The following is a 22405-nucleotide window of genomic DNA, read 5'->3' on the forward strand; positions in this document are numbered from 1 at the left end:
TGGCGCTTGCCAAGAGGTCGCAGGAGGGCCACGGTCCATCCCCGCCGGTTATCGCCCCCCTATCCGGAGTTCTTCTGCATGCCGAGTTCACGGAAATCCCTCGCGTCGCCTGTCGCGGCGGGTGAGGAAGCGCAGGCGCTCGCCCTGCGCATGGTGGCCCTGCAGGCCGATGCGGGCATGACGATCGCGATGCGCATGCCGATCCTGATGAAAGGCGCCATGGGCGACCACTCCGGCCAGCGCGAAGCGACGAAGGCGGTCGTGGAAAAGGTCTCGGCGGTGATGGAGAGCGGCTTCGCGGCCAGCTGCGCCGCCACAGCCTTCTGGTGGGGGATCGCTTTGAACCCGCTGGCGCAGGTCGACCTCGCCGAAGCCTCGGCGAAGGTGGTCAATCATTCGCTGGAGCCGTTCTCGCGCCGGACCCGTGCCAATGCGGCGCGGCTTTCGCGGCGGCGGTAGAGCTTCCAGCTTTCCAAGTTCCAGTCCTAAGCCACGCTTTCGGGCGCTCCTGCCGCCGGCACCGCCGCGGCGTGTTCGCGCTCGAGCTTGCGGTAGCGCGCGACGCTGAGCGGGATCAGCGACAGATAGGCCAGGACGACGACGCTCAGCGTCTCGAAGGTGTAGGCGAAGAGCAGGCCCGCCACGATGACAGCCGCGGCGAAGAGCGGCAGCACCATGTCGCGCGGGACGCGGGTGCCGAGCGTCTTGCCAGCATAGCAGGGGATGCGCGAGATCGTCAGGAAGGCGATGAACAGGATATAGAGGCCGACGAAGGGCGCACCGTATTCCTGCACCGGCAGGCCGATCATCTGCAGATAGATCGGCAGCAAGGCGGTGATCGCACCGGCGGGGGCCGGCATGCCGACAAAGAAGTTCTTCTGCCAGTCGGGCCGGTTGGGGTCGTCGATCATCACGTTGAAGCGCGCGAGCCTGAGCGCCATGGCGCAGGCCAGCGTCAGCACGATGATCCAGCCGAAGGATTTCAGGTCGTGCAGGACGAAGATCCACAGCACGTAGCCGGTGGCGACGCCGAAATTGACGAAGTCCGACAACGAATCCAGCTCGGCGCCGAAGCGCGACGTGCCCTTCAGCATGCGCGCCAGCCGACCGTCGACACCGTCCAGCGCGGCGGCGACGAGGATGCAGATCGTCGCCGTTTCCAGCCGGCCCTCGACGATCAGCCGCATCGCAGTCAGGCCGAGACAGAGCGCCAGCAGCGTGACGAGATTCGGCGCAATGAGGCGGAAGGGAATCGACTTGAAGCGCGCGCGCTTGGGCTCGACGCGCTCCGGCTCGAACGGGGGAAAAAGATCGCTCATACGAGCCGGAATACGCGGATTCTGGAGCGGGCGCTAGGCTGCGCCTTCGCTCAGATCGCGCGGAAGGCCCGCGCGAGGAGCTCGTTGCCCGCCATGTCGGCCAGCACGGTCTCGCCGGCGATCGCGGTCTGTCCGGGTCCGACCAGCGGCACGACATGGGCCGGCAGGTAGACGTCGACGCGCGAGCCGAAGCGGATCAGCCCGAAGCGATCGCCCGTCCCGAGCAGGTCGCCCTCCTTGACGAAGGGCACGATGCGGCGCGCGATCAGGCCGGCGATCTGGACCACGCCGACGACGCCGGCCGTGGTCTCGATCGCCAGCGCATTGCGCTCGTTGTCGTCGCTGGCCTTGTCGAGCTCGGCGTTGAGGAAGAGTCCGGGCGTATAGGCCATCTTGAGGATCCGGCCGGGCACCGGGCTGCGGTTCACATGGCAGTCGAACACGTTCATGAAGATCGAGATGCGCATCATCGGCTCGGCCGGGAGGTCGAGTTCCGGCGGCGGCAGGGCCAGCGCAACCTGGCTGACATTGCCGTCGGCCGGCGAGATGACCAGCCCTTCCCGCTGCGGCGTGACGCGGATCGGATCCCGGAAGAAATAGCAGATCCAGACGGTGATGATCGCGCCGATCCAGCCGAAGGGCGACCAGAGATTGGCGAGGATGATCGTCGCCACGAGGCCGATCGCGATGAAGACGTAGCCCTCCTTGTGGATGGGTACGATCACCTTGCGGACGGAATCGACGAGGGACATGGGCTGTTCCGTTGTTCTGGCCGCGCATCGGCGGAAATGGGTTTGCCCGGCGGGGGGCCGCGGACGCCGCGGTGATTTAGGCGGTTCGGGGCGGAAGGGAAAGCCCGCTGCCGTCGCGCCCTCTTTTATCGCCACATTTCGAGGCCCAGTTGAAGGTCTGCAAGCAAAAAGCAGCGGAGAGGCGCGGATGAACATCGCCGTCAATCAGGCCCAGCTCGAAGCCGGCGACCTCGTCGAGACGCGGCGCTCGCCGCTGGGGTTGTTCGCTGCCATCCTGCGCAACCCGCTGACGGCGCTGCCGCCCGAGATTTTCCGCGAAAAGCTGGTGCTGGCCAGCGTTGCCGGGCGCCAGAGCCTCTATGTCTGCGATCCCCCGCTGATCCAGGAGGCGCTGGTCAGGAACGCCGCATCGCTCGGCAAGGGCGAGATCGCCCGCAAGGTGCTGGGTCCGGCCCTCGGAGACGGCCTGCTGACGGCGGAGGGCGCGCATTGGCGCTGGCAGCGTCAGTCGGTCGCGGCCGGTTTCCAGCATGAGAAGCTGATCGGCTTCCTGCCCGCCATGATCGGCGCGGCGGAGGACACGAAAAAGCGCTGGCAGTCGATGACTGCCCCGCTCGACATCGGCCATGAGATGATGCGCACGACCTTCGCCATCATCGTCGAGACGATGCTGTCGGGCAGCGCGAGCCTCGATGTCGGGCGCGTCGAGCGCTCGATCACCGATTATCTCGAACCGACGAGCTATGTCTTCGCCTACACCATGCTGGGCCTGCCGGAATGGGTTCCCTATCCAGGCCGGGTCCGCGCACGCGCCGCGACAGGCTATCTGCGCGAGAGCATCGGGGAACTGGTGACGGCCCGGCGCGCCGGCGCCAGCCGCCGCGGCGACCTTCTCGACATGCTGCTCGACGCAACCGACCCGGAAACCGGCCGCGCCATGCAGGATTCCGAGATCGTGGACAACCTGCTGACCTTCATCACAGCCGGCCACGAGACGACCGCGCTCGGCCTGGCCTGGACACTTCACCTGCTCGCCGAGCATCCCTCTGTCGAGCAGCAGGTGCTGGACGAGATCGCGCGCGTGACGCAAGGGACAGCGCTCGCGCCGGAGCATGTCGGTCAGCTCAGCTTCACCAAGGCCGTCTTCCAGGAATCGATGCGGCTTTATCCGCCTGCTCCGGTGATCACCCGGCAGGTCGAGAAGCCCTTCGACCTCGGCAGCCTCTCGCTCTGCGAGGGGACGGTCCTCTATGTTCCGATCCAGGCGGTGCACCGGCATGAAAAGCTGTGGACCGAGCCCGAGCGCTTCGATCCCACCCGGTTCCTGCCCGAGGCCAGCAAGGGGCGCCATCGCTATGCCTACCTCCCCTTCGGCGCCGGGCCGCGCATCTGCATCGGCAGCGCCTTCGCGACGATGGAGGCGGTGGCGATCCTGGCGGCGCTGCTGCCATCCCTGAAGCTCGCGCCCGTCTCCAGGGAAGCACCTGAACCTTCGCTCAAGATCACGTTGCGTCCGCGCCGGCCGCTGATGATGACCGCGAGCGAACGCCGGGCAGCGTGAAGGGTGCCTGCTCTCGCCGTGGATCAGGCGGGCAGAGGCGGCGCCTGCACGAAACGCCTGGCCGCCTGCCAGATCAGCGCGACGAAGGCTGCCAGCACAACCGCTTGAGCGATCAGAAAGGCCCGCTCGGAGCCGGTCGGCGCCAGCGCATGCAGGGCCGGGATCTTCAAGAACATCTGCGCGACGAGGACGAAACACAGCAGATAGAAGGCGAGCAGAGCCGTGATCGCATAGATGCGCCGCCACGGCCCCTCGAGCAGGCGGCCATAGAGCGCAAACGCCGCGATCGCGACCAGCACGAGCGAGATCGCGCCGACGATGTGCGAGGGCAGGACGCCTGTGAACGGAAAGCCGAAGCCGGTCGCGCTGGTGGCGAAGGTCGTCGAGAGGAAGACGCCGGTCCAGCGCGGCCGCGTGTGGCCCCGCAGCATGCCGGCCGCGACGGGAAAGCCGGCCACGATGGCGACCAGGCTCAGCCAGGTGTGAAAGCCTACGAACGTCGTCGGGTCGAACATGGCAGCAGCCCCTCCCTGTTCCTTGCAGCCTGAGCCTGAGCATGCAGGAAACAGACCGGCGTTACAGTCGCAAGAACGCTGCGGCGCAGGCTGTCTCCAACGCCCGATCGATCAGGAGGTCAGGCTCACCCTGACGCTCGGCTCCTCCTGCGCGGTCGCGCGCTGCAGGGTCGCCTTCGCCTCGTCCACCTCGCGCTGGCGGTTCCACATCGCGGCATAGACGCCGCCGGCTGCCAGCAGACTGCGATGGTCGCCGCGCTCAACGATCACGCCCTTGTCGAGCACGATGATCTCGTCGGCATTGACGACCGTCGAGAGCCGGTGGGCGATGACCAGCGTGGTGCGCCCCTCGCTGACGCGGTCGAGCGCGTCCTGGATCTCCTTCTCGGTGAAGGAATCGAGCGCGGACGTCGCCTCGTCGAGGACGAGGATCGGCGGGCCCTTCAGGATGGTGCGGGCGATGGCGACGCGCTGCTTTTCGCCGCCTGAGAGCTTGAGGCCCCGCTCGCCGACCGAGGTGGCGTAGCCGTCCGGCAAGGTCTTGATGAAGCGGTCGATCTGGGCCAAGCGCGCAGCCTCCTCGATCTCCTCGCGCGTTGCTTCGGGGCGGCCGTAGAGGATGTTGTATTCGATGGTGTCGTTGAACAGCACCGTATCCTGCGGGACCATGCCGATGGCGGCGCGCAAGCTGACCTGCTGGATATCCGCGATCGGCTGCCCATCGATCAGGATGCGGCCCTTCTGCGGCTCGTAGAAGCGGAAGAGCAGGCGCGAGATCGTCGACTTGCCGGCGCCGGACGGACCGACGATGGCGACCGTCTTGCCCGGAGGAACCGCGAACGAAACGCCGCGCAGGATCTGGCGCTCCGGCACATAGGCGAAATGAACGTCGTCGAAAACCACCTCGCCGGCCGGCACCTGCAAGGGCTTGGCGCCGGGCTTGTCCTGGATCTCGGGGTCGCGGCCGATCAGCGAGAACATCTGGGCGATGTCGAGGGTCGCCTGCTTGATCTCGCGATAGACGGTGCCCATGAAATTCAGCGGGATATAAAGCTGGATCAGCATCGAGTTGATGAGGACAAGGTCGCCGACCGTGTTGGTGCCGGACTGGAAGCCGCGCACCGCCATCACCATCGAGAGCGTCAGGCCGATCGCGAAGATCGCGGCCTGGCCGAAATTCAGCCAGGCGAGCGAGGTGTAGGACTTCACCGAATTGCGCTCGTATCGCGCCATGGCGACATCATAGCGCGCGGTTTCGCGGGCCTCGGCGCCGAAATACTTCACCGTCTCGTAGTTCAGCAGCGAGTCGATCGCCTTGGCGTTGGCGTCGGTGTCCGACTCGTTCATCGCCGAACGGATCGCGATGCGCCACTCGGTCGCCTTGATGGTGTAGGTCATGTAGGCGGTGACCATCACCACCAGCACGACGACATAGCGCCAGTCGAACAGCGCCAGCAGCACGGCGATGATCAGCGCGACCTCGATGATCACCGGCACGAGCTGGTTGAGGCCGAGGCGCACCATCTCCTCGATGCCGTTGCGGCCACGCTCCAGCACGCGCGTGAGTCCGCCGGTCTTGCGCTCCAGATGGAAGCGAAGCGAGAGGTGGTGCAGATGGCTGAAGGTCTGCAGCGCCAGCGTGCGCACCGCATGCATGAAGACCGGCGCAAAGATGGCGTCGCGGAGCTGCACAAAAGCGGCCGAGCCGACGCGGGCGAGACCGTAGAGCACCGTCAGCGCCAAAGGCGCGCCGACCAGCCAGGGCAGCCAGTTCTCGACGCCCGAACGCGTGCCCGCCAGTGCATCGGTCACCCATTTGAAGGTGAAGGGCACGCCCATGAGGATCAGGCGCCCGCACAGCATCAGCGCAAACGCCGCGACGACCCGCGCGCGAAGGTCGCCGCGGTCCGCCGGCCACAGATAGGGCCAGAGCGCACGGAAGGTCGCGAAGAAGCCGGCTCCCGGCTGGATCACGGCAGAGCGGGAGAAGCTCGGCGCCGGGGACGGCGCAGAAGGCGCTGACATTGAAACGATTCCAGTTGAGCGGCCGGTATAGGCGCAAATCGGTGCGGGTGCATCCGGCTTTGCGGGCAGCCGGGTTGCAGCGAAAGGCTGCCTTGCTCTCGCCAGAAGCCGGGTGTCTGCTCACGAGCGAGCATGACAGGCTCTATCGGGAGAAACGACCATGCTATCGCGCATCATGATCGCGGCGGGGCTCGGCCTCGTCGCTGCAGCCTCGGCTCTGCCGGCCGCAGCGCAGGGCAAAAAACCCGGTTCGCAGGTGACGATCACCAATCAGCGCGCCGTGCCGCTGCTGGCGCTCGAAATCACCAGCGCCGGCGAACAGCCGCTCTTGGTCGCCAAGCTCGCCAAGCCGCTGCCCCCGGGCAAGAGCGTTGTCCTCAAACTCACCAGGGCGCGGGGATGCGCCTATACCGTCCAGGGCCGGTTCGACGACGAGGCCGATACCGATGCCGAGATCGACCTCTGCAAGGAACGGGTCCTTCGCCTGACGGAATGAGCGCGCCCTTCTCTCGATGGAGAAGGGAGAACGCCGCTTATGCCGTCGCGCCGGCCTTCACCAGCTTGTAGGTGATCGAGTCGACCAGCGCCTGGAAGGACGCGTCGATGATGTTGGCGCTGACGCCGACGGTGGTCCAGCGCTCGCCGCTCTCGTCGCCGGATTCGATCAGCACGCGGGTGACAGCGTCGGTGCCGCCCTGGAAGATGCGGACCTTGTAGTCCACCAGCCGCAAGCCGCCGATCAGCGACTGGTAGCGGCCGAGATCCTTGCGCAGCGCGATATCGAGCGCATTGACCGGGCCGCTGTCGCCTTCCGCCGCCGAGATCAGCAGTTCGTCGCCGACCTTCACCTTCACGATCGCCTCGGAAAAGGTCACGAGCTCGCCCAGTGCGTTGTAGCGGCGCTCGACATTCACCTTGAAGCGCTCGACCGCGAAGTAGTCCGGGACCTCGCCGAGGATGCGCTTCACCAGCAGGAAGAAGGAGGCGTCGGCGCCCTCGAAGGCATAGCCCTGCGCCTCCTTGTCCTTGACCTCCTGCAGCACCCGGTTCAGGCGCGGATCGTCCCGCCCCAGCGTGACGCCGATGCGCTCCAGCTCGGCGACGAGATTGGACTTGCCGCCCTGGTCGGAGATCAGGACCTTGCGGGTGTTGCCCACCGCCTCCGGCGCGACATGCTCATAAGTCCGCGGGTCCTTGAGCACGGCGGAGGCATGAATGCCGGCCTTGGTGGCGAAGGCCGATGCGCCGACGAAGGGCGCGTGGCGGTTGGGAGCGCGGTTCAGCATCTCGTCGAGCGCGCGAGAGACATGCGCCAGATCGGCGAGTTGCGCGTCGTCCAGCCCCAGCACGAAACGGCCGCGATAGCGCTCCTTCAGCTTCAGGGCGCCGATCAGCGTGACGAGGTTCGCATTGCCGCAGCGCTCGCCGAGGCCGTTCAGCGTGCCCTGGATCTGGCGCGCTCCGGCCTCGATCGCCGCCAGCGAATTGGCGACGGCGCAGCCGCAATCGTCATGGGCGTGGATGCCCAGATGATCGCCGGGCACGACCTTCGCCACCTCGCGCACGATGGCGCCGACCTCGTCCGGCAGCGTGCCGCCATTGGTGTCGCAGAGCACGACCCAGCGCGCGCCTGCATCATAAGCCGTGCGGGCGCAGGCGAGCGCATAGTCGGGATTGGCCTTGTAGCCGTCGAAGAAATGCTCGCAGTCGAGCATGACCTCCCGGCCGGCGGCCTTCGCGGCCTCGACGCTCTCGCGGATGCCGGCGAGATTGTCCTCGAGCGCAATCTCGAGCGCGACATGGACGTGGTAGTCCCAGCTCTTGGCGACGAAGACGATCGCATCCGCCTTCGCCTCGAGCAGCGCGGCGATGCCGGGATCGTTGGCGGCCGAGCGACCGGCCCGCTTGGTCATGCCGAAGGCGGCGAATTTGGCGTGTTTCGTCGGCTTCTCCGCGAAGAAGGCAGTGTCGAGCGGGTTGGCGCCGGGATAGCCGCCCTCGACATAGTCGATGCCGAGCCGGTCGAGCAGGGCAGCGACCGCGCGCTTGTCGTCGAGCGAGAAATCGACGCCGGTCGTCTGCGCGCCGTCGCGCAGCGTCGTGTCGAAGAGATGGATGCGCTGGCCGGTCACGGTTTGCGCCGCAGCTTGAAGCGCAGCACGCGCGGCATCACCATCGCGAGCATGACGAGCTTGATGGCGACGGAGAGCGAGCCGGCGGGGCGGATCTTCGGGGTCATGACGTTTCTTTTTCTGGCTTGATGAGGATGGTGTCGGGCCGTGTGTCGCGGTTCATCGCTTCACCTCCCACGTCGTGGTCGGCTCGCCGGTCGCGGGGTCCTTGCCGTCCTTGAGCGCGATGCCCATGGCGGCGAGTTCGTCACGGATTTCGTCGGAACGCTTGAAGTCCTTGGCGCGGCGGGCTTCGAGGCGGGCGGCGATGAGGGACTGCACCTTCGCGTCCAGCGCCCGGTCCCTAACATCCTGCTTCAGCAGTTCTACGGACATTCCATCATGATAGAGGCCAACGAGTGAGAGCGCGCTTCGGAGACGAGAGGCGGCGGCGACCTTCTGGTGACCCGTGCCAATGCGCACTGCTTTGGCGAGCGCGTGAAACCCGGCAATGGCAGCCGGCGTGTTCAAATCGTCGAGCAGGGGCTCAACGACCTCGCCGACATCTGCGCCGGTCTCAGGCACTTCAAAGCACAATTCATTCCATTCGAAGAGATTGGACCTAGCCTCAACCAACCGGTCGACCGTCCAGTCAATCGGTTGACGGTACTGTGTCATCAGCATCGCCAAGCGTAGAACGCGACCGTGCCACTTCTGGGCGCCAAACTTCTCCGTCGCCAGCAACTCGTTGATCGTGACGAAGTTGCCGAGGGATTTCGACATCTTCTCGCCTTCGACCTGCAGGAAGCCGTTATGCATCCAGTAGTTCGCCATGCGGCCGGCGCCGTCCGCCGCGCCGAAGGCGCAGCAGGACTGGGCGATCTCGTTCTCGTGGTGCGGGAAGACGAGATCGATGCCGCCGCCATGGATGTCGAAGACGTTCTTGGCCGGATCGTCGCAGGAAAGGCCGCCACCGAACGGGGCGAGCAGCTTGGCCATCGACATCGCCGAGCACTCGATATGCCAGCCGGGGCGGCCGGGCGTGGCGATGCCGGCCGGTGACGGCCAGCCGGGATCGATGCCGTCGCGGCTCGGCTTCCACAGCACGAAATCCATCGCGTCACGCTTGTAGGGCGCGACGTCCACCCTCGCTCCGGCCAGCATCTCGTCGAGCGAGCGGCGGGCCAGCGTGCCGTATTTCGGCGCCTTGGCCAGATGCGCCACGGCCGGCACATGGAAGAGGACATGCTCCTCCGCGACATAGGCGACGCCGCGCGCGATCAGGCGCTCGATGATCGCCTTCATCTCCTCGATATGGTCGGTGGCGCGCGGTTCGGCATCCGGCCGCAAGCAGCCGAGCGCATCGATGTCGGCGTGGAACTGCGCTGTCGTACCCTCAGTGACCTTGGCGATCGCCTCGTTCAGCGGCAGGCCGGGGTAGTCCCGCGCGGCGCGCGCATTGATCTTGTCGTCGACGTCGGTGAGGTTGCGGGCATAGGTGACGTGGCTCTCGCCGTAGAGATGCCGCAGCAGGCGGTAGAGCACGTCGAAGACGATGACCGGGCGGGCATTGCCGATATGGGCATAGTCGTAGACCGTCGGGCCGCAGACATACATCCGAACGTTCTGCGGATCGATGGGGACGAAGTCCTCCTTCGTCCGTGTCAGCGTGTTGTAGAGCCTGAGCGTCGGCGACATCGGGCGGAAATCCTGGAAACGAACGAGAAGGCGAAACAGAAACGACCTGGCCGCTGGCCGGGGCGCTGTTGTCGGTTCGTTTTCAGGACGAGGACGTGAGCAGCCGGCCAGCGAAAGCTAGCGGCAAATCAAGCAAATCCGGGCGTGGATGGAAGCTCGCGTCATGACGCAAAGTGATTGCCTTTCCGCAACACGTCCGTCAAGAGGGCGCCCGTCTTGCTGCGCCGCAACATTGCCGCCGCAATTCACTCAAATTTAACGGGCTGGAACCATGCTCCCCCATGTCGGGTTGCTGGCCCGTGACAACAGGAAACCCTCGCATGCGCCGCGCCGTCGCCCTTCTCGGACTGTTCGGAGTCGTCGCAGCCGGTATTTCCCTCTCGGTCCTGCCAGCGACGAAGACGACGGCGGCCTCGAACGAGCCGCGCACCTTCCTGATCCCGGCCAGCGACGGCTACGGCGTCGCCGATTGCATCAGCACAGCATCCGAATGCGGGAAGATCGTCGCGAATGCCTGGTGCGAGGCGCAGGGCTTCGGCAAGGCCGTCGCCTTCGGGGTGGCGGACCGTGCCGATTTCACTGGAACGGTGCGCAAGCCCGTCGCGGCCGTCAGCCAGCAGCCGCTCACCATCACCTGCGGGCAGTAAGTCGCCTCTTCACCGGATCCAGTCGCCGCATTTGGGAACGTCCGCCGCCGCGCCCCAGGGCATGATCGGCACGGTCGAGGTCGAGTTCTTCGGCGAGCCCTCGATCAGCCTGTCGGTGTAGACGAGGTAGACCAGCACGTTGCGCTTGGCGTCGCAGCCGCGGACGATCTGCATCTTCTTCCAGATCAGCGACCGCCGCTCGCGGAAGACGACGTCGCCCTGATCGGCCTTTTCCTTGAACTTGATCGGCCCGATCTGCCGGCAGGCGAGGGAAGCGTCAGAAGCCTCCTCGGCGACGCCCAGCATGCCCTTGACCCCACCCCGTTCAGGAACGGTGTAATGGCAGGCGACGCCTTCGACCACGGGGTCGTCGACACCATAGACCGCGAGCTTGTCGTCGGGCGTCAGCGCCTTCCAGACCGTCGACTTCTTGAAGATCAGGTCCTCCTGCGCCATCGCCGGCACGGCGGAGGCGAGGCAGACGGCCGCAATCGCGGACAGAAGGACGGGCAGGCGCATCTCAATCTCCATCATGCCGCGCTCAGCGGCGCGCAGGCACGATATGGCGACGCGCCGGTCACGCCGCCAGAGGCTTGAAGACGAGCCAGGCGGCAACGAGCGCACCGACGACACCCAGCGAAAAGAAGACCAGCTTCAGCCGCGTCATGCCGCTTGCCAAGGCGACGTCGCCCTCGGCCACCGTGGGGTAGCGGTCGAGCAGGCGGGCCACGGCGATGTTCTCGGCGACATCGCAGAGCCCGCCGATCAGCCAGCCGCCGCCACAAAGCGCCGCGATCCACCAGGGCTGGCCGCGAAGGGCAAGGCCGGCGACGATCACCGCGCCGACGATGGCATAGGTGAAGGCGCAGGCGACATCGGCCGGCAGCACGCGGTTGCGATAGCGGGCGCGCGTCGCCTCGCCATAGAGCCCGAAGAGCTTCTCGACATCGGCGACGCTGTAGCCGTCCCAGTCGCTCTCCAGCATGCGGGGAACGCCCTGGCGGTTCGACCAGAAGCCGACGAGCCAGTACAGCACCACGACGAAGACCGGCCCCCAGATGAAAAAGGCCAGCGGGATGGTCGTCGTGTAGAACGGCACGGGGTCGATCATGATGGCTCGGCGCTCGCGACAGTCTCAAGGGCGGATCTTAAGACGGCAGGTTATCCGGCGCGGGCGCCGACGCCAAGCCGAGCCCCATCAGGCCTCGGGGAGGATCTCCTGCTCGATCGCACCGAAGATCGAATGACCGTCCGCATCCTTCATCGCGACGCGAATGGTATCGCCGAAACGCAGGGTCGTTGTCGTAGGGGATGCGGGGAAAACCTCCACCACCGTGCCTGCGCTCAACGGGCGCGAGCCGGCGGCGCCGGCCAGCAAGCCTCCGATCGCCATCGGGACCGGAACAGGCGTGAGAGCCCCGTTGCGCTGTAGATTCACGGCGAGCGCCTTCCCGCCATCGACCCAGGCGGCGCCGAGTTCGTCCGGCGTCACCGCGACCGGCGAGAGCGTCATCGGTGCGACGGAGCGAGTCGTTCCAGCGGCTTGCGCGGATCGGCTCGCATCCTGATTCATCTGCTTCACATGGCATGTGAGCATCACCAGCCGGATCGCACCGAAGGCCTCTCCTGCCGAGGCTGCCATCGCCACCTCGCCGGTAATCACCGCGATGCCGGCCGACGAATCGCTGCCTTCCTCGGCGCCCAGCCGGGCGGGCTGGCGCGGTCCGACCGACAGATCGCCAGCCGCCTCCGTCAGTGCCCCCTCCCCTTCCCGGACCAAGCGCCGATAGGCGCGCGGCAACGGCGCGGCGCAGTCGTGCTCATGGAAGCGGAAGGACGGAACGGAGCCGTGCTCCAGCCCCTCGGCGAGGTCCGCCAGGCGCGGCGCCAGCCGCTCCCAATCGTCGAGCGCGGCCTGCAGGGTCGCGACGACGGGAAAGGCGTCCGTGGCGCGGGTGAGGTCTTTCGAGACGACGACAAGGCGACCGTCCCGACCATGAGCGAGGGAAGCGAGTTTCATCTCTTTCCATTCCTTCCGGGACGCGCCAATAAGAAGCCAACGGGCTTTCGGAAAAAGCCTCGGGAGGAGACCATATGGAACGTCGGACGTTTTTGAAAACCGGGGCTCTTGCCGCGGCCGCCGCGCCCATCGCGATGCCGGCACTCGCCCAGTCGCAACCGCAGGTGAAATGGCGGCTGACCTCGAGCTTTCCGAAGTCGCTCGACACCATCTTCGGTACGGCCCAGCAGTTCTCGAAACTTGTCTCCGAGGCGACCGACGGGAATTTCGAGATCCAGGTCTTCGCGCCCGGCGAGATCGTGCCCGGCCTGCAGGCGCTCGACGCCGTTTCCTCCGGCACGGTCGAATGCGCCCATTCGCCGACCTATTTCTACATCGGCAAGGACCCGACACTCGGGCTCGGCACCGGCATCCCCTTCGGGCTGAATGCCCGCCAGCAGCACAGCTGGTGGTATTTCGGCGGCGGCGAGCAGATCGTCAACGGCGTGCTCGACCGCTTCAACGCCTACTCCATCCCCTGCGGCAATTCCGGCTGCCAGATGGGCGGCTTCTTTCGCAGCGAACTGAAGAGCGTCGACGACCTCAAGGGGCTGAAGTTCCGCATCGGCGGCATGGGCGGGCAGGTGCTCGCCAAGCTCGGCGTGGTGCCGACGCAGATCGCGCCCGGCGACGTGTATCCGGCGCTGGAGCGCGGCTCGATCGACGCGGCGGAGTTCGTCGGCCCCTATGACGACGAGAAGCTCGGCTTCATCCGCGTCGCCAAGTACTACTACTATCCCGGCTGGTGGGAGGGCGGCGCGATGCTGCACCTGATCATCGGCAAGGAGGCCTGGGGCAAGCTGCCCAAGCATTACCAGGCCATCGTTCAGCAGGCTTGCGAGGCAGCCAACAACTGGATGCTCGCCAAATACGACTTCGTGAATCCGGGCGGCCTGCGCCGGCTGGTGGCGCAGGGCGCGCAGCTGCGCGGCTTCCCGCTGCCGGTGATGGAAGCGGCCCTGAAGGCGGCGGAGGAGTATTACGCCGAAACCAGCGCCAAGAGCCCGGACTTCAAGAAGGGCTACGAGTCGATGGTCGCGTTCCGGGGCGAGAACCTGCTGTGGTGGCAGCTCGGCGAGCTCTCCTACGACACCTTCATGAACCGCCTGAAGGCGCGCTGAGCCGGGAGCGGAGATGTCGACGCAGCCGCCATCCGATACCGAAGAGCAGGCGCTCCGGCTCGAGCGCTTCCTCCCCTATCGCCTCAACGTCGTCGGCTCCTTCGCGAGCCGGGCGCTGGGGCGCATCTACGGGGCTCATTTCGGCATCGGTATCCCGGAATGGCGGGTCGTCGCGCAGCTCGGCGAGTTCGGCAAGCTGACCTCGCGCGACATCGGCGAGCTCGCCCAGATGCACAAGACCAAGGTGTCGCGTGCGGTCACCGAGCTTGAAAAACGTGGCTTGGTCTCGCGCTCCGAGAACCGCCAGGACCGGCGCGAATCCTTCGTCGAGCTGACCTCGGCCGGCAAGCGCGTCTACGATCAGATCGTCCCGCTGGCGCTCGGCTTCGAGGCCCGCTGGATCGAAGGCATCGCCCCGGACGAGCTCACGATCTTCGAGCGGGTGCTCTCGACGCTGACCGAGCGCGGGCGCCATCTCGCGGGCAATTATCGCGAGGAAGACGGGTCATAGCACCCGCAGCAACCGTCATCGCAAAGCGGAGCGACGAAGCAACCCAGGGGAGTGGCTGAACGGCCAGGTTCCATGCCCTGGGTGGCTTCGCTGCGCTCGCCATGACGACAGGCTTCTGCCCAGCCTCAGAAATACCTCGCCAGATTCGCCCTGATCCGCTGCTGCGGGTCTTCGCCCTCGGGCGGGTAGTCGAAGGCCTGGCCGGTAATCGTCTCGAAGGCGCGGACATAGACCGCCGAGGTCTCGTCGATCAGTTCCTGCGGAATCTCCGGCAGGTCCTGCGTATAAGGGTCGCAACGGGCGACCACCCAGTTGCGGACGAAGTCCTTGTCGAAGGACTCCGGCTTGCCGCCGGCTGCGAAGCGCTCGGGGTAGCTTTCCGCAAACCAGTAGCGGCTGGAATCGGGCGTGTGAATTTCATCGGCCAGCAGGATGTTGCCCGCGGCGTCCGTGCCGAACTCGTACTTGGTATCCGCCAGGATGAGGCCGCGTTCGCTGGCGAGCTTCTGGCCGCGCGCGAAGAGGGCCAACGTATAGGCCGAGAGCCTGTCCCACTGCTCACGGCTTACCAGCCCGCTTTCGACGATCTGGGCGGGCGAGAGCGGCTCGTCATGGCCGCCGTCGAAGGCCTTGCTCGTCGGGGTGATGACCGGCTGCGGCAGCACCTCGTTGTCGCGCAGGCCATCGGGAAAGGTCATGCCGTACATCTCCCGCCGACCCTGCTTGTACATGGTCAGGATCGAGGTCCCGGTCGTGCCGCCGAGATAGCCGCGTACCACCATCTCGACCGGGAGAATGTCGAGCCGCTTGCCGACGACGACGTTCGGGTCGGGGTATTCCAGCACATGGTTGGGGCAGATGTCGGCCGTCTGCTCGAACCACCAGCGGGCCGTCTGCGTCAGCACGCGGCCCTTGAGCGGGATCGCGGCGATGGCCCGGTCGAAAGCCGAGAGCCGGTCGGTCGAGATCAGGATGCGCCGCCCGTCGGGAAGATCGTAGTTCTCCCGCACCTTGCCGCGGTAATAGTTCGGCAGCTCCGGAATGACGGCTTCGTGAAGAGGCAGATATGCGGACATGCTTGGCTCTCGCCTCTTGCGGCGGCGGATCGGAAAGCCGGGGCACAGCCTCCGGCAAGGTCTTCTAGCGAAGGGTGCCGTTTTCCACCACTCCTCGCGCATGGCCATCCCCCGGATTGCTGCGCCGTTAAGGATGTGGCATGCGGACACGCGGTCCGGCCGGCGTGCCCGCGCCGATGGGCCGCAAGGCTCGCTCCATAGTTCCGTCTCGTTTGGCGGGTGTTCTCGGCAGGATGGCTCGGCCCCAGGGCCGGCTTCCGACACTGGATGACGTGACCCGACTTGCGATGATGCTGCGATTGTCCCGATGCTTCGGCATGACGCTCCTGACGCTGGCAGCCCTCAGCGGAGCCGCGGCGGCGCAGTCCCCGTCCTGCGACGCCTGGCGTTCGGAGCTGGCAAGCCTTCAGGGCCGCAGCGGGGGCGATGCCCGCGCAGCGCAGGCTGCCCAGCGCATCGGCGCCCAGCTCGGCCAACTCAACGAGCAGTATCGCGGCATGGGCTGCGACCGCGGCTTCACCCTGTTCGGCCAAGGCGCGCCGCCGCAATGCGCCGGCATCCGCGCGCAGATGGGCAATCTCCAGGCGCAATATGGCGCTCTCCAACGCCAGGCGCAGGGTGGCGGCGTCGAGCAGCGTCGTGCGCAGCTTGCCGCCGCGATCAGCAACAATTGCAGCGCTCGTCCGCGCGGCTTCTTCGACACGATCTTCGGCCGGGACCCCGGCCCCGGCGGCGTCGATTCGACCATCCCCGAGCTCGACCCGGAGCAGCCGGCCACCGAGCCGGAAAAGCCACGGCTCGGCGGCCCGCAGACGGTCTGCGTGCGGGCATGCGATGGCTATTTCTTCCCGCTCGCCAACAACAGCGGCAATGCCGACGAGATGTGCCAGGCACTGTGCCCGGGCTCCCAGACCACGGCCTTCGGCATGAGCGCCGGTGGCGACATCCAGAACGCGGCTTCGCGCTCGACAGGCCAGCCCTATTCCTCGCTGCCCAACGCCGGCAAATATGTGCGTTCTTTCGATGCGAGCTGCACCTGCCGGGGCCAAGGGCAAAGCTGGTCGGAGGCGTTGAAGAACGCCGAATACCTGCTCGACAAGCGCAAGGGCGACGTCATCGTCACCGAGCAGCGGGCCGCCGAACTGTCGCGCCCCAAAGCCGACCCCAAGGCGGATGCCAAGCGCCGCGGCGCGGCCAGTCAACCGGCACCTGCTCCCGCTCAGGCCCAGACCGCGCCCGAGGACGAAAAGCCGATGCCCTCCGAGAACTCTCCGACATCCGGCACCGAATCCGCCGGCGTCGGGCCCGAAACGATCACCGAGAAGACCCTCGACAAGAAGGATGGGCTGAAGAGCGAATCGCGCAGCGTCACCGGCGAGCGCCGGACCGTGCGGATCGTCGCGCCGAACCTTGCGCCGAATCTCAGCCCGCAGCTCGTCAGGCCCTGAGCGGCCGGCTGTCTGTTCCATGCACTCAGCTCAGGCCGCACCGCGCCAAATGGCGCATTTCGGCGCTGGACGCATGCGCGGAAGAGTCTCATAACGTCGCCTTCTGCGCCCTCCGGGAGGCCGCCAGATCGCGTCCCGATGCAACCTGGCGGTTGCGAGACCGTCCCTGACGCTCCCCAGCCTCAGGCACCACCATGTCGAACAGCGAAACGACGGCTCATCCGCACCCGATCCAGCTCGCGGATGCAGAGCGGCGGATCAAGGCGATCTTCGTCGGCTCTGTCGGCAACCTCGTCGAATGGTACGATTTCTACGCCTACACCGCCTTCGCGCTCTATTTCGCGCCGCATTTCTTTCCCTCGACCGACCCCGTCGTGCAGCAGCTCAACGCCGCGACGCTGTTCGCGGCAGGCTTCATCGTGCGGCCGGTCGGCGGCTGGCTCTTCGGCCATCTCGCCGATCGCTACGGGCGGCGGCTGTCGCTGACGCTGTCGGTGCTGATGATGTGCTTCGGCTCGCTGATCATCGCCTTCACCCCGACCTACGCCTCGATCGGCTTCGCGGCCCCCGCCTTGCTGGCGCTGGCGCGGATCATCGAGGGCCTGAGCCTCGGCGGCGAATACGGAGCGAGCGCGACCTATCTCACCGAGATCGCCGATCCGGAGCATCGCGGCTTCTATTCGAGCTTCCAATACGTCACGCTGATCGGCGGGCAGCTCACCGCGATCCTGGTCCTCCTCCTGCTGCAGAACGTTTTCCTGACGCATGACCAGCTCGTCGCCTGGGGCTGGCGCATCCCGTTCGTGATCGGCGCGCTGCTGGCCGTGATCGCGCTGTTCATGCGCCGACATATGGAGGAGACCGAGTCGTTCCAGAAGGCAAAGGAAGCGGGCACCCTCAAGCGCGAAAGCTCGCTGCGGGGGCTGCTGCGCTATCCCCGCGAGGTCGCGATCGTGGTGGGCCTGACCGCCGGCGGCACAGCGGCCTTCTACACCTTCACCACCTATATGCAGACCTTCGTGAAGCAGACGGTGGGCCTCTCCGACATCGTCACGACCTATGTCATCGCCGGCTCGCTGATCTTCGCCTCGATCCTCCAGCCGATCTACGGGCTGATCTCCGACAGGATCGGCCGCAAGCCGGTGCTGCTGTTCTTCGGCATCGCAGGAACGCTGCTGACCGTGCCGATCCTGACCACGCTGGCGGGGACGAAATCGCCCTGGGTCGCCTTCCTGCTGATCTGCGGCGCGTGGGTCTTCGTCGCGGGCTACACCTCGATCAATGCGGTGGTGAAGGCGGAACTGTTCCCCACCGCGATCCGCGCCACAGGCGTGGCGGTTCCCTATGCGCTGACGGTCTCGATCTTCGGCGGCACCGCGCCGGCGATCGCGCTCTATTTCAAGAAGCAGGGCCACGAGCAGTGGTTCTACTACTATCTCGCCGGCATGATCTTCATCTCGCTCATGGTCTACGCGACGATGCGCGACACCAAGCACCGCTCGGCGATCGACAGGCACGAGTGAGGCAGCGCCCCGAGCACCTCGGAAACCTGCTCCCTATCCTGAAGGAGATTCTCGGGTCCGCTGCCTGGCCCGAGAATGACGAACCCTTCGTCAGGCGCTCTCGCCCGCCAGCCGCTTCAGCGCCTTGTCCCGCCCGATCAGCGGGAGCAGCGCCGCGAGTTCCGGCCCGTGATCGAGGCCGGTGAGTGCCTGGCGCAACGGCATGAACAGAGCCTTGCCCTTGGCGCCCGTCGCGGCGGCGACGCCCTGCGTCCAGCTCTTCCAGGTCGTCGCATCGAAGGGCTCGGCCGGCAGCAGCTCTGCCGCCCTGCGCGCGAAGTCGCGGTCGGCGATCACCGGCGTAACCTTGCCCTGAACCACCTGCCACCAGATTTTCGCCTCATCGAGCTTCGTGAGATTGCCGCGCACCGCCTGCCAGAACGGCTCACCGCCCGGAATGCCGGCTTCGGTGAGGCGCTCCGCGACCCGTTCATACGGCATCTGATGCAGCGTCCGGGCGCTCAGCGCCTCCAGCTCGTGTTCGTCGAACTTCGCCGGGGCGCGCGAGACATGGGCGAGTTCGACGAGGCCGGCGAGCTCGTCGAGGCTCGCGACCGGCCGCACCGCGTCCGAGGTTCCGACCAGCACTGCCAAGGCCGCGACGGCCAGGGGCTCGACGCCGGAGTCGCGCAAGCCCCTTAGCGAGAGATGGCCGAGGCGCTTCGACAGCCCCTCCCCGCTCGCCGTCGTCAGCAGGTTGTGGTGGCCGAAGACCGGCAATGCGGCCCCGAGCGCCTCGAAGATCTGCGCCTGCACCGCCGTGTTGGTGACATGGTCCTCGCCGCGGATGACATGGGTGACGCCGGTCTCGATGTCGTCCACCACCGAGGGCAGCGTGTAGAGATAGCTGCCATCCTCGCGGACCAGCACGGGATCTGAGAGCGAGGCGCAATCGACATGGGAGGCGCCGCGCACGAGGTCGTCCCAGGTGACGTCGCGCGCCTCGAGCAGGAAGCGCCAATGTGGCTTGCGGCCCTCCGCCTCGAAGGCCGCCTTCTGCTCTTCCGTCAGCTTCAGCGCCGCGCGGTCGTAGATCGGCGGCAGGCCGCGCGCGAGCTGGCGTTTCCGGCGCCTGTCGAGCTCGTCGGCCGTCTCATAACAGGGATAGAGGCGGCCGGCGGCGCGCAGTCGTTCCGCCGCCGCATCATAGATCGACAGCCGCTCGGACTGGCGGATCACAAGGTCAGGCACGATGCCGAGCCAGGCCAGGTCCTCCGCGATCGCGTCGGCATATTCCGGCTTGGAGCGGGCGATGTCGGTGTCGTCGTAGCGCAGCAGGAAGCGCCCGCCATGACGGCGCGCGAACAGCCAGTTGAACAGGGCCGGGCGGGCATTGCCGATGTGCAGGTAGCCGGTGGGGGACGGCGCGAAGCGGACGAGCGAAGTCATGCGCGGCTTATGACCCTTTTGGCGGCGAGCGACAATCGATCCGCCGCATCCAGACTGCACGTTAACCGGGAGTTAGGGTTACCGAGGCATGAATGATCCCGGGCGAGGTCGTAAGATCGACGTTCGCCGGGGAGAGAAGGATGCTGATCCGTTCCATCGTGCCAGCGCTCGCAATCGCCACGCTCGCGACCGTGCCGCTGCAGGCTCCGGCTCAGGCCGCCGATTATCCGGTGCTGCGCGGCTCGCAAATCGAGGACGCGCCGCTCGCGCCGAGCATGGGCTCCGCAACCAACTGGCAGGGCTTCTATCTCGGCGGCTTCGGCGGACTGGCGCAGACGCGCTTCCGCACCGATAAGGGCGTCATGGACATCGCTCGCGGAAACTTCAACGGCACAACTGCCTTGAACGAATTCGATCCTGGGCAGCTTGTCCTCACCTCGCCCCGCAGCGACCGCGGATCCACCTTCGGAGCCTTCGCGGGTTATAATTTCGCTTTCGGCGATGCAATCATCGGTTTCGAGGGCGAGTATGGCAGGGTCGGACAATCGACCGAGGCATCCACCTTCGAAGCGCGGCTGCTCAGTACCGGACCTGTCGCCGTCGCATCTGTCCAGAATGCGAAGCTGAACGATTACTTCAATGCTCGCATCCGCCTGGGCTACGCCTATGGCCGGATCATGCCCTATTTCACCGCAGGCGCTGCCGTCGGTCGCTTCGACACCAATATCGCTGTGGCATCGGACTGGCTTGCGAGCACGAACCCCGTCCGCAGCTACCTAGGCTGGCCACGCCAGATCGGCGGCCCCAAGAAGGACGTCTGGGGTTATGGCTATTCGGTGGGTGGCGGCGTCGAAGCGGCGCTGACGGACAACCTCCTCGTGCGCGCGGAATACCTGTTCAGCAGCTTCAACGACGTCGAAGGTGTGACGGTGAACCTCAACAGTGCTCGCGTCGGAGCCGCGCTCAAGTTCTGAGGCGAGGACCATCCCCGAAAAACAAAGGCCGGGCATCACGCCCGGCCTTTCTCGTTTTCCGAGATGCAGGCAGCTTACTCCGCCGCCTCGACCTGCGGCCGCACGCGTCCGGCGCGGTCATGCTTGACCAGCTCGGCGACGAGGAAGGCCAGCTCCAGCGCCTGCTCGGCGTTGAGGCGCGGATCGCAGACCGTGTGGTAGCGGTCATTCAGGTCCGCATCGGTCATGCCGCGCGCGCCGCCGGTGCATTCGGTGACGTTCTTGCCGGTCATCTCGAGATGCAGACCGCCGGCATGGGTGCCTTCCGCCTGGTGGACGGCGAAGAAGTTCTTCACCTCGCTCATGATCAGGTCGAAGGGCCGCGTCTTGTAGCCGCTGGCGGCCTTGACGGTGTTGCCGTGCATCGGGTCGCAGGACCAGACGATGTTGCGCCCTTCCCGCTTGGTGGCGCGCACCAAGGCCGGCAGGTTGTCGAAGACCTTGTCGGCGCCGAAGCGGGCGATGAGCGTCAAGCGCCCCGGCTGGTTCTGCGGGTCGAGCACCTCGATCAGCTTGAGCAGGCCGTCGACGGTGGTCGAGGGACCGCATTTCAGGCCGATCGGGTTCCTGATGCCGCGGAAGAACTCGACATGGGCATGGTCGAGCTGGCGCGTGCGATCACCGATCCAGACCATGTGGCCGGAGGTGTCGTACCATTCGCCCGTGGTGGAATCGACGCGCGTCATCGCCTGCTCGTAGCCGAGCAGCAGCGCCTCGTGGCTGGTGTAGAACTCGGTGGTGCGCGTCTCGGGATGCGCCTCCGGGTCGATGCCGATGGCGCGCATGAAGTCGAGCGACTCGGTGATGCGCTCGCTGATTTCATTATAGCGCGAGGAGGCCGGCGAATCCTTGACGAAACCCAGCATCCAGCGATGGGCGTTGTCGAGATTGGCGTAGCCACCGGTCGCGAAGGCGCGGATCAGGTTCAGCGTCGCGGCCGACTGACGGTAGGCCTCGAGCTGCCGGCGCGGGTCCGGCGTGCGGGCCTCCGCCGTGAAGGCGATGTCGTTGACGATATCGCCCTTGTAGCTCGGCAGTTCGACGCCGCCTTCCTTCTCCGTGGGGGCCGAGCGCGGCTTTGCAAACTGTCCGGCGATGCGCCCGACCTTCACCACCGGCGAGCCGCCGGCGAAGGTCAGCACCACCGCCATCTGCAGGAAGAGGCGGAAGAAATCGCGAATGTTGTCGGCCGAATGCTCGGCAAAGCTCTCCGCGCAGTCCCCGCCCTGAAGCAGGAAGGCCTCTCCGGCCGCGACCTTGCCCAACGCCCGTTTGAGCTTGCGCGCCTCGCCCGCAAAAACGAGCGGCGGAAAGCCGGCGAGCTGCTGCTCGACCGCCTTCAAGGCTGCCTGGTCCGGATAATCCGGAATCTGCTGGGCGGGCTTGGCCCTCCAGCTCTCTGGCGTCCACCGCTCGGACATGGGTACTGCTCCTGACATGGCTTCGCGCGGTTGCCCTCCTCGGGCGCGCGAAGGCGGGCCTATACACCCAAGAGGCCGCCAAGGCCACCGTTTGGGCAAGCGGCCGCGGGGCGCTCGCCCCTTCAACTCCGCTGCAGCCTCTCTCGCGCCGGCCGGAGCACGTCCGACGCCGCAGGG

At 66.5% G+C, this 22405-nt stretch carries 21 protein-coding genes; 9 read left to right on the forward strand and 12 right to left on the reverse strand.

The window, feature by feature from the left end; all coding sequences use genetic code 11:
- Window positions 1-78: 78 nt before the first annotated feature.
- Entirely contained in the window at window positions 79-459 is a 381-nt protein-coding gene (locus BW981_RS02265) for a hypothetical protein (protein ID WP_139333582.1), read from the forward strand.
- Between the two features lie 26 nt (window positions 460-485).
- Here the strand turns inward: BW981_RS02265 and BW981_RS02270 are convergent, their stop codons facing one another.
- On the reverse strand, window positions 486-1319 hold the full coding sequence (locus BW981_RS02270; RefSeq protein ID WP_076435849.1) for a CDP-alcohol phosphatidyltransferase family protein: 834 nt from the start codon (window positions 1317-1319) through the stop codon (window positions 486-488).
- A gap of 50 nt (window positions 1320-1369) precedes the next feature.
- Window positions 1370-2266 (reverse strand): phosphatidylserine decarboxylase, encoded by an 897-nt coding sequence (locus tag BW981_RS02275; protein ID WP_083712098.1) that lies wholly within the window; start codon window positions 2264-2266, stop codon window positions 1370-1372.
- Here BW981_RS02275 and BW981_RS02280 point away from each other — a divergent pair.
- On the forward strand, window positions 2259-3632 hold the full coding sequence (locus tag BW981_RS02280; RefSeq protein ID WP_076435852.1) for a cytochrome P450: 1374 nt from the start codon (window positions 2259-2261) through the stop codon (window positions 3630-3632). The two genes, BW981_RS02275 and BW981_RS02280, sit on opposite strands and share 8 nt — an antisense overlap.
- Before the next feature lie 23 nt (window positions 3633-3655).
- On the opposite strand, the gene BW981_RS02285 is transcribed toward BW981_RS02280, so the two are convergent.
- Window positions 3656-4147, reverse strand: coding sequence for a hypothetical protein (locus BW981_RS02285; protein ID WP_076435854.1), 492 nt, complete (start codon window positions 4145-4147; stop codon window positions 3656-3658).
- 111 nt (window positions 4148-4258) lie between these two features.
- Window positions 4259-6172 (reverse strand): ABCB family ABC transporter ATP-binding protein/permease, encoded by a 1914-nt coding sequence (locus tag BW981_RS02290; protein WP_083712099.1) that lies wholly within the window; start codon window positions 6170-6172, stop codon window positions 4259-4261.
- Between the two features lie 160 nt (window positions 6173-6332).
- Here BW981_RS02290 and BW981_RS02295 point away from each other — a divergent pair, with 160 nt between their 5' ends.
- Entirely contained in the window at window positions 6333-6668 is a 336-nt protein-coding gene (locus BW981_RS02295; protein ID WP_076435858.1) for a hypothetical protein, read from the forward strand.
- Between the two features lie 37 nt (window positions 6669-6705).
- On the opposite strand, the gene cimA is transcribed toward BW981_RS02295, so the two are convergent.
- A complete protein-coding gene (gene cimA / locus BW981_RS02300; protein ID WP_076435859.1) occupies window positions 6706-8304 on the reverse strand; it encodes a citramalate synthase in 1599 nt (532 codons plus the stop codon).
- Window positions 8305-8463: 159 nt separating this feature from the next.
- A complete protein-coding gene (cysS, locus tag BW981_RS02305; RefSeq protein WP_076435861.1) occupies window positions 8464-9981 on the reverse strand; it encodes a cysteine--tRNA ligase in 1518 nt (505 codons plus the stop codon).
- A gap of 320 nt (window positions 9982-10301) precedes the next feature.
- Between cysS and BW981_RS02310 the strand changes: the two genes are divergently transcribed.
- Window positions 10302-10628 carry a hypothetical protein gene (locus BW981_RS02310; RefSeq protein ID WP_076435863.1) on the forward strand — a complete coding sequence of 109 codons (327 nt, stop codon included), beginning with the start codon at window positions 10302-10304 and terminating at the stop codon, window positions 10626-10628.
- Between the two features lie 9 nt (window positions 10629-10637).
- Here the strand turns inward: BW981_RS02310 and BW981_RS02315 are convergent, their stop codons facing one another.
- The 3 genes from BW981_RS02315 to BW981_RS02325 form a co-directional block, all read right to left on the reverse strand.
- Window positions 10638-11147 carry a CreA family protein gene (locus tag BW981_RS02315; RefSeq protein WP_244560189.1) on the reverse strand — a complete coding sequence of 170 codons (510 nt, stop codon included), beginning with the start codon at window positions 11145-11147 and terminating at the stop codon, window positions 10638-10640.
- A 58-nt stretch (window positions 11148-11205) separates the two neighbouring features.
- Window positions 11206-11739: a hypothetical protein gene (locus BW981_RS02320; RefSeq protein ID WP_076435866.1), complete on the reverse strand. Its 534-nt coding sequence runs from the start codon at window positions 11737-11739 to the stop codon at window positions 11206-11208.
- An 87-nt stretch (window positions 11740-11826) separates the two neighbouring features.
- Entirely contained in the window at window positions 11827-12648 is an 822-nt protein-coding gene (locus tag BW981_RS02325; RefSeq protein ID WP_076435868.1) for a fumarylacetoacetate hydrolase family protein, read from the reverse strand.
- A 74-nt stretch (window positions 12649-12722) separates the two neighbouring features.
- Here BW981_RS02325 and dctP point away from each other — a divergent pair, with 74 nt between their 5' ends.
- Together dctP and BW981_RS02335 are read left to right on the forward strand one after the other, a co-directional pair.
- Window positions 12723-13808: a TRAP transporter substrate-binding protein gene (dctP, locus tag BW981_RS02330; RefSeq protein ID WP_076435869.1), complete on the forward strand. Its 1086-nt coding sequence runs from the start codon at window positions 12723-12725 to the stop codon at window positions 13806-13808.
- A 13-nt stretch (window positions 13809-13821) separates the two neighbouring features.
- Complete coding sequence (locus BW981_RS02335; RefSeq protein WP_076435871.1) at window positions 13822-14319, forward strand: MarR family winged helix-turn-helix transcriptional regulator; 498 nt, start codon at window positions 13822-13824, stop codon at window positions 14317-14319.
- 125 nt (window positions 14320-14444) lie between these two features.
- Here BW981_RS02335 and BW981_RS02340 read toward each other — a convergent pair whose 3' ends face one another.
- Window positions 14445-15395, reverse strand: coding sequence for a phosphoribosylaminoimidazolesuccinocarboxamide synthase (locus BW981_RS02340; RefSeq protein ID WP_076435873.1), 951 nt, complete (start codon window positions 15393-15395; stop codon window positions 14445-14447).
- 317 nt (window positions 15396-15712) lie between these two features.
- Between BW981_RS02340 and BW981_RS02345 the strand changes: the two genes are divergently transcribed.
- Both BW981_RS02345 and BW981_RS02350 read left to right on the forward strand, forming a co-directional pair.
- Window positions 15713-16843, forward strand: a complete 1131-nt coding sequence (locus BW981_RS02345; RefSeq protein WP_076435875.1) for a DUF2865 domain-containing protein — start codon at window positions 15713-15715, stop codon at window positions 16841-16843.
- 194 nt (window positions 16844-17037) lie between these two features.
- Window positions 17038-18366 carry an MFS transporter gene (locus tag BW981_RS02350; RefSeq protein WP_076435876.1) on the forward strand — a complete coding sequence of 443 codons (1329 nt, stop codon included), beginning with the start codon at window positions 17038-17040 and terminating at the stop codon, window positions 18364-18366.
- Window positions 18367-18456: 90 nt separating this feature from the next.
- Here the strand turns inward: BW981_RS02350 and gltX are convergent, their stop codons facing one another.
- Complete coding sequence (gene gltX / locus BW981_RS02355; protein WP_076435878.1) at window positions 18457-19794, reverse strand: glutamate--tRNA ligase; 1338 nt, start codon at window positions 19792-19794, stop codon at window positions 18457-18459.
- A gap of 140 nt (window positions 19795-19934) precedes the next feature.
- Here gltX and BW981_RS02360 point away from each other — a divergent pair, with 140 nt between their 5' ends.
- Window positions 19935-20768 (forward strand): outer membrane protein, encoded by an 834-nt coding sequence (locus tag BW981_RS02360; RefSeq protein ID WP_076435880.1) that lies wholly within the window; start codon window positions 19935-19937, stop codon window positions 20766-20768.
- A gap of 74 nt (window positions 20769-20842) precedes the next feature.
- On the opposite strand, the gene BW981_RS02365 is transcribed toward BW981_RS02360, so the two are convergent.
- Window positions 20843-22228: a class II 3-deoxy-7-phosphoheptulonate synthase gene (locus BW981_RS02365; protein ID WP_076435882.1), complete on the reverse strand. Its 1386-nt coding sequence runs from the start codon at window positions 22226-22228 to the stop codon at window positions 20843-20845.
- Window positions 22229-22405: the final 177 nt, after the last annotated feature.

This window comes from Allobosea sp. TND4EK4, assembly GCF_900156025.1.
Classification (GTDB): Bacteria; Pseudomonadota; Alphaproteobacteria; order Rhizobiales; family Beijerinckiaceae; genus Allobosea.

What these genes read in the sequence shown, in the direction of transcription:
- BW981_RS02265 (WP_139333582.1), top strand. Translation starts at nt 79, where the DNA reads ATGCCGAGTTCACGGAAATCCCTCGCGTCGCCTGTCGCGGCGGGTGAG.
- BW981_RS02270 (WP_076435849.1), bottom strand. Translation starts at nt 1,319, where the DNA reads ATGAGCGATCTTTTTCCCCCGTTCGAGCCGGAGCGCGTCGAGCCCAAG.
- BW981_RS02280 (WP_076435852.1), top strand. Translation starts at nt 2,259, where the DNA reads ATGAACATCGCCGTCAATCAGGCCCAGCTCGAAGCCGGCGACCTCGTC.
- BW981_RS02275 (WP_083712098.1), bottom strand. Translation starts at nt 2,266, where the DNA reads ATGTTCATCCGCGCCTCTCCGCTGCTTTTTGCTTGCAGACCTTCAACT.
- BW981_RS02285 (WP_076435854.1), bottom strand. Translation starts at nt 4,147, where the DNA reads ATGTTCGACCCGACGACGTTCGTAGGCTTTCACACCTGGCTGAGCCTG.
- BW981_RS02290 (WP_083712099.1), bottom strand. Translation starts at nt 6,172, where the DNA reads ATGTCAGCGCCTTCTGCGCCGTCCCCGGCGCCGAGCTTCTCCCGCTCT.
- BW981_RS02295 (WP_076435858.1), top strand. Translation starts at nt 6,333, where the DNA reads ATGCTATCGCGCATCATGATCGCGGCGGGGCTCGGCCTCGTCGCTGCA.
- cysS (WP_076435861.1), bottom strand. Translation starts at nt 9,981, where the DNA reads ATGTCGCCGACGCTCAGGCTCTACAACACGCTGACACGGACGAAGGAG.
- BW981_RS02310 (WP_076435863.1), top strand. Translation starts at nt 10,302, where the DNA reads ATGCGCCGCGCCGTCGCCCTTCTCGGACTGTTCGGAGTCGTCGCAGCC.
- BW981_RS02315 (WP_244560189.1), bottom strand. Translation starts at nt 11,147, where the DNA reads ATGCGCCTGCCCGTCCTTCTGTCCGCGATTGCGGCCGTCTGCCTCGCC.
- BW981_RS02320 (WP_076435866.1), bottom strand. Translation starts at nt 11,739, where the DNA reads ATGATCGACCCCGTGCCGTTCTACACGACGACCATCCCGCTGGCCTTT.
- BW981_RS02325 (WP_076435868.1), bottom strand. Translation starts at nt 12,648, where the DNA reads ATGAAACTCGCTTCCCTCGCTCATGGTCGGGACGGTCGCCTTGTCGTC.
- dctP (WP_076435869.1), top strand. Translation starts at nt 12,723, where the DNA reads ATGGAACGTCGGACGTTTTTGAAAACCGGGGCTCTTGCCGCGGCCGCC.
- BW981_RS02335 (WP_076435871.1), top strand. Translation starts at nt 13,822, where the DNA reads ATGTCGACGCAGCCGCCATCCGATACCGAAGAGCAGGCGCTCCGGCTC.
- BW981_RS02340 (WP_076435873.1), bottom strand. Translation starts at nt 15,395, where the DNA reads ATGTCCGCATATCTGCCTCTTCACGAAGCCGTCATTCCGGAGCTGCCG.
- BW981_RS02345 (WP_076435875.1), top strand. Translation starts at nt 15,713, where the DNA reads ATGACGCTCCTGACGCTGGCAGCCCTCAGCGGAGCCGCGGCGGCGCAG.
- BW981_RS02350 (WP_076435876.1), top strand. Translation starts at nt 17,038, where the DNA reads ATGTCGAACAGCGAAACGACGGCTCATCCGCACCCGATCCAGCTCGCG.
- gltX (WP_076435878.1), bottom strand. Translation starts at nt 19,794, where the DNA reads ATGACTTCGCTCGTCCGCTTCGCGCCGTCCCCCACCGGCTACCTGCAC.
- BW981_RS02360 (WP_076435880.1), top strand. Translation starts at nt 19,935, where the DNA reads ATGCTGATCCGTTCCATCGTGCCAGCGCTCGCAATCGCCACGCTCGCG.
- BW981_RS02365 (WP_076435882.1), bottom strand. Translation starts at nt 22,228, where the DNA reads ATGTCCGAGCGGTGGACGCCAGAGAGCTGGAGGGCCAAGCCCGCCCAG.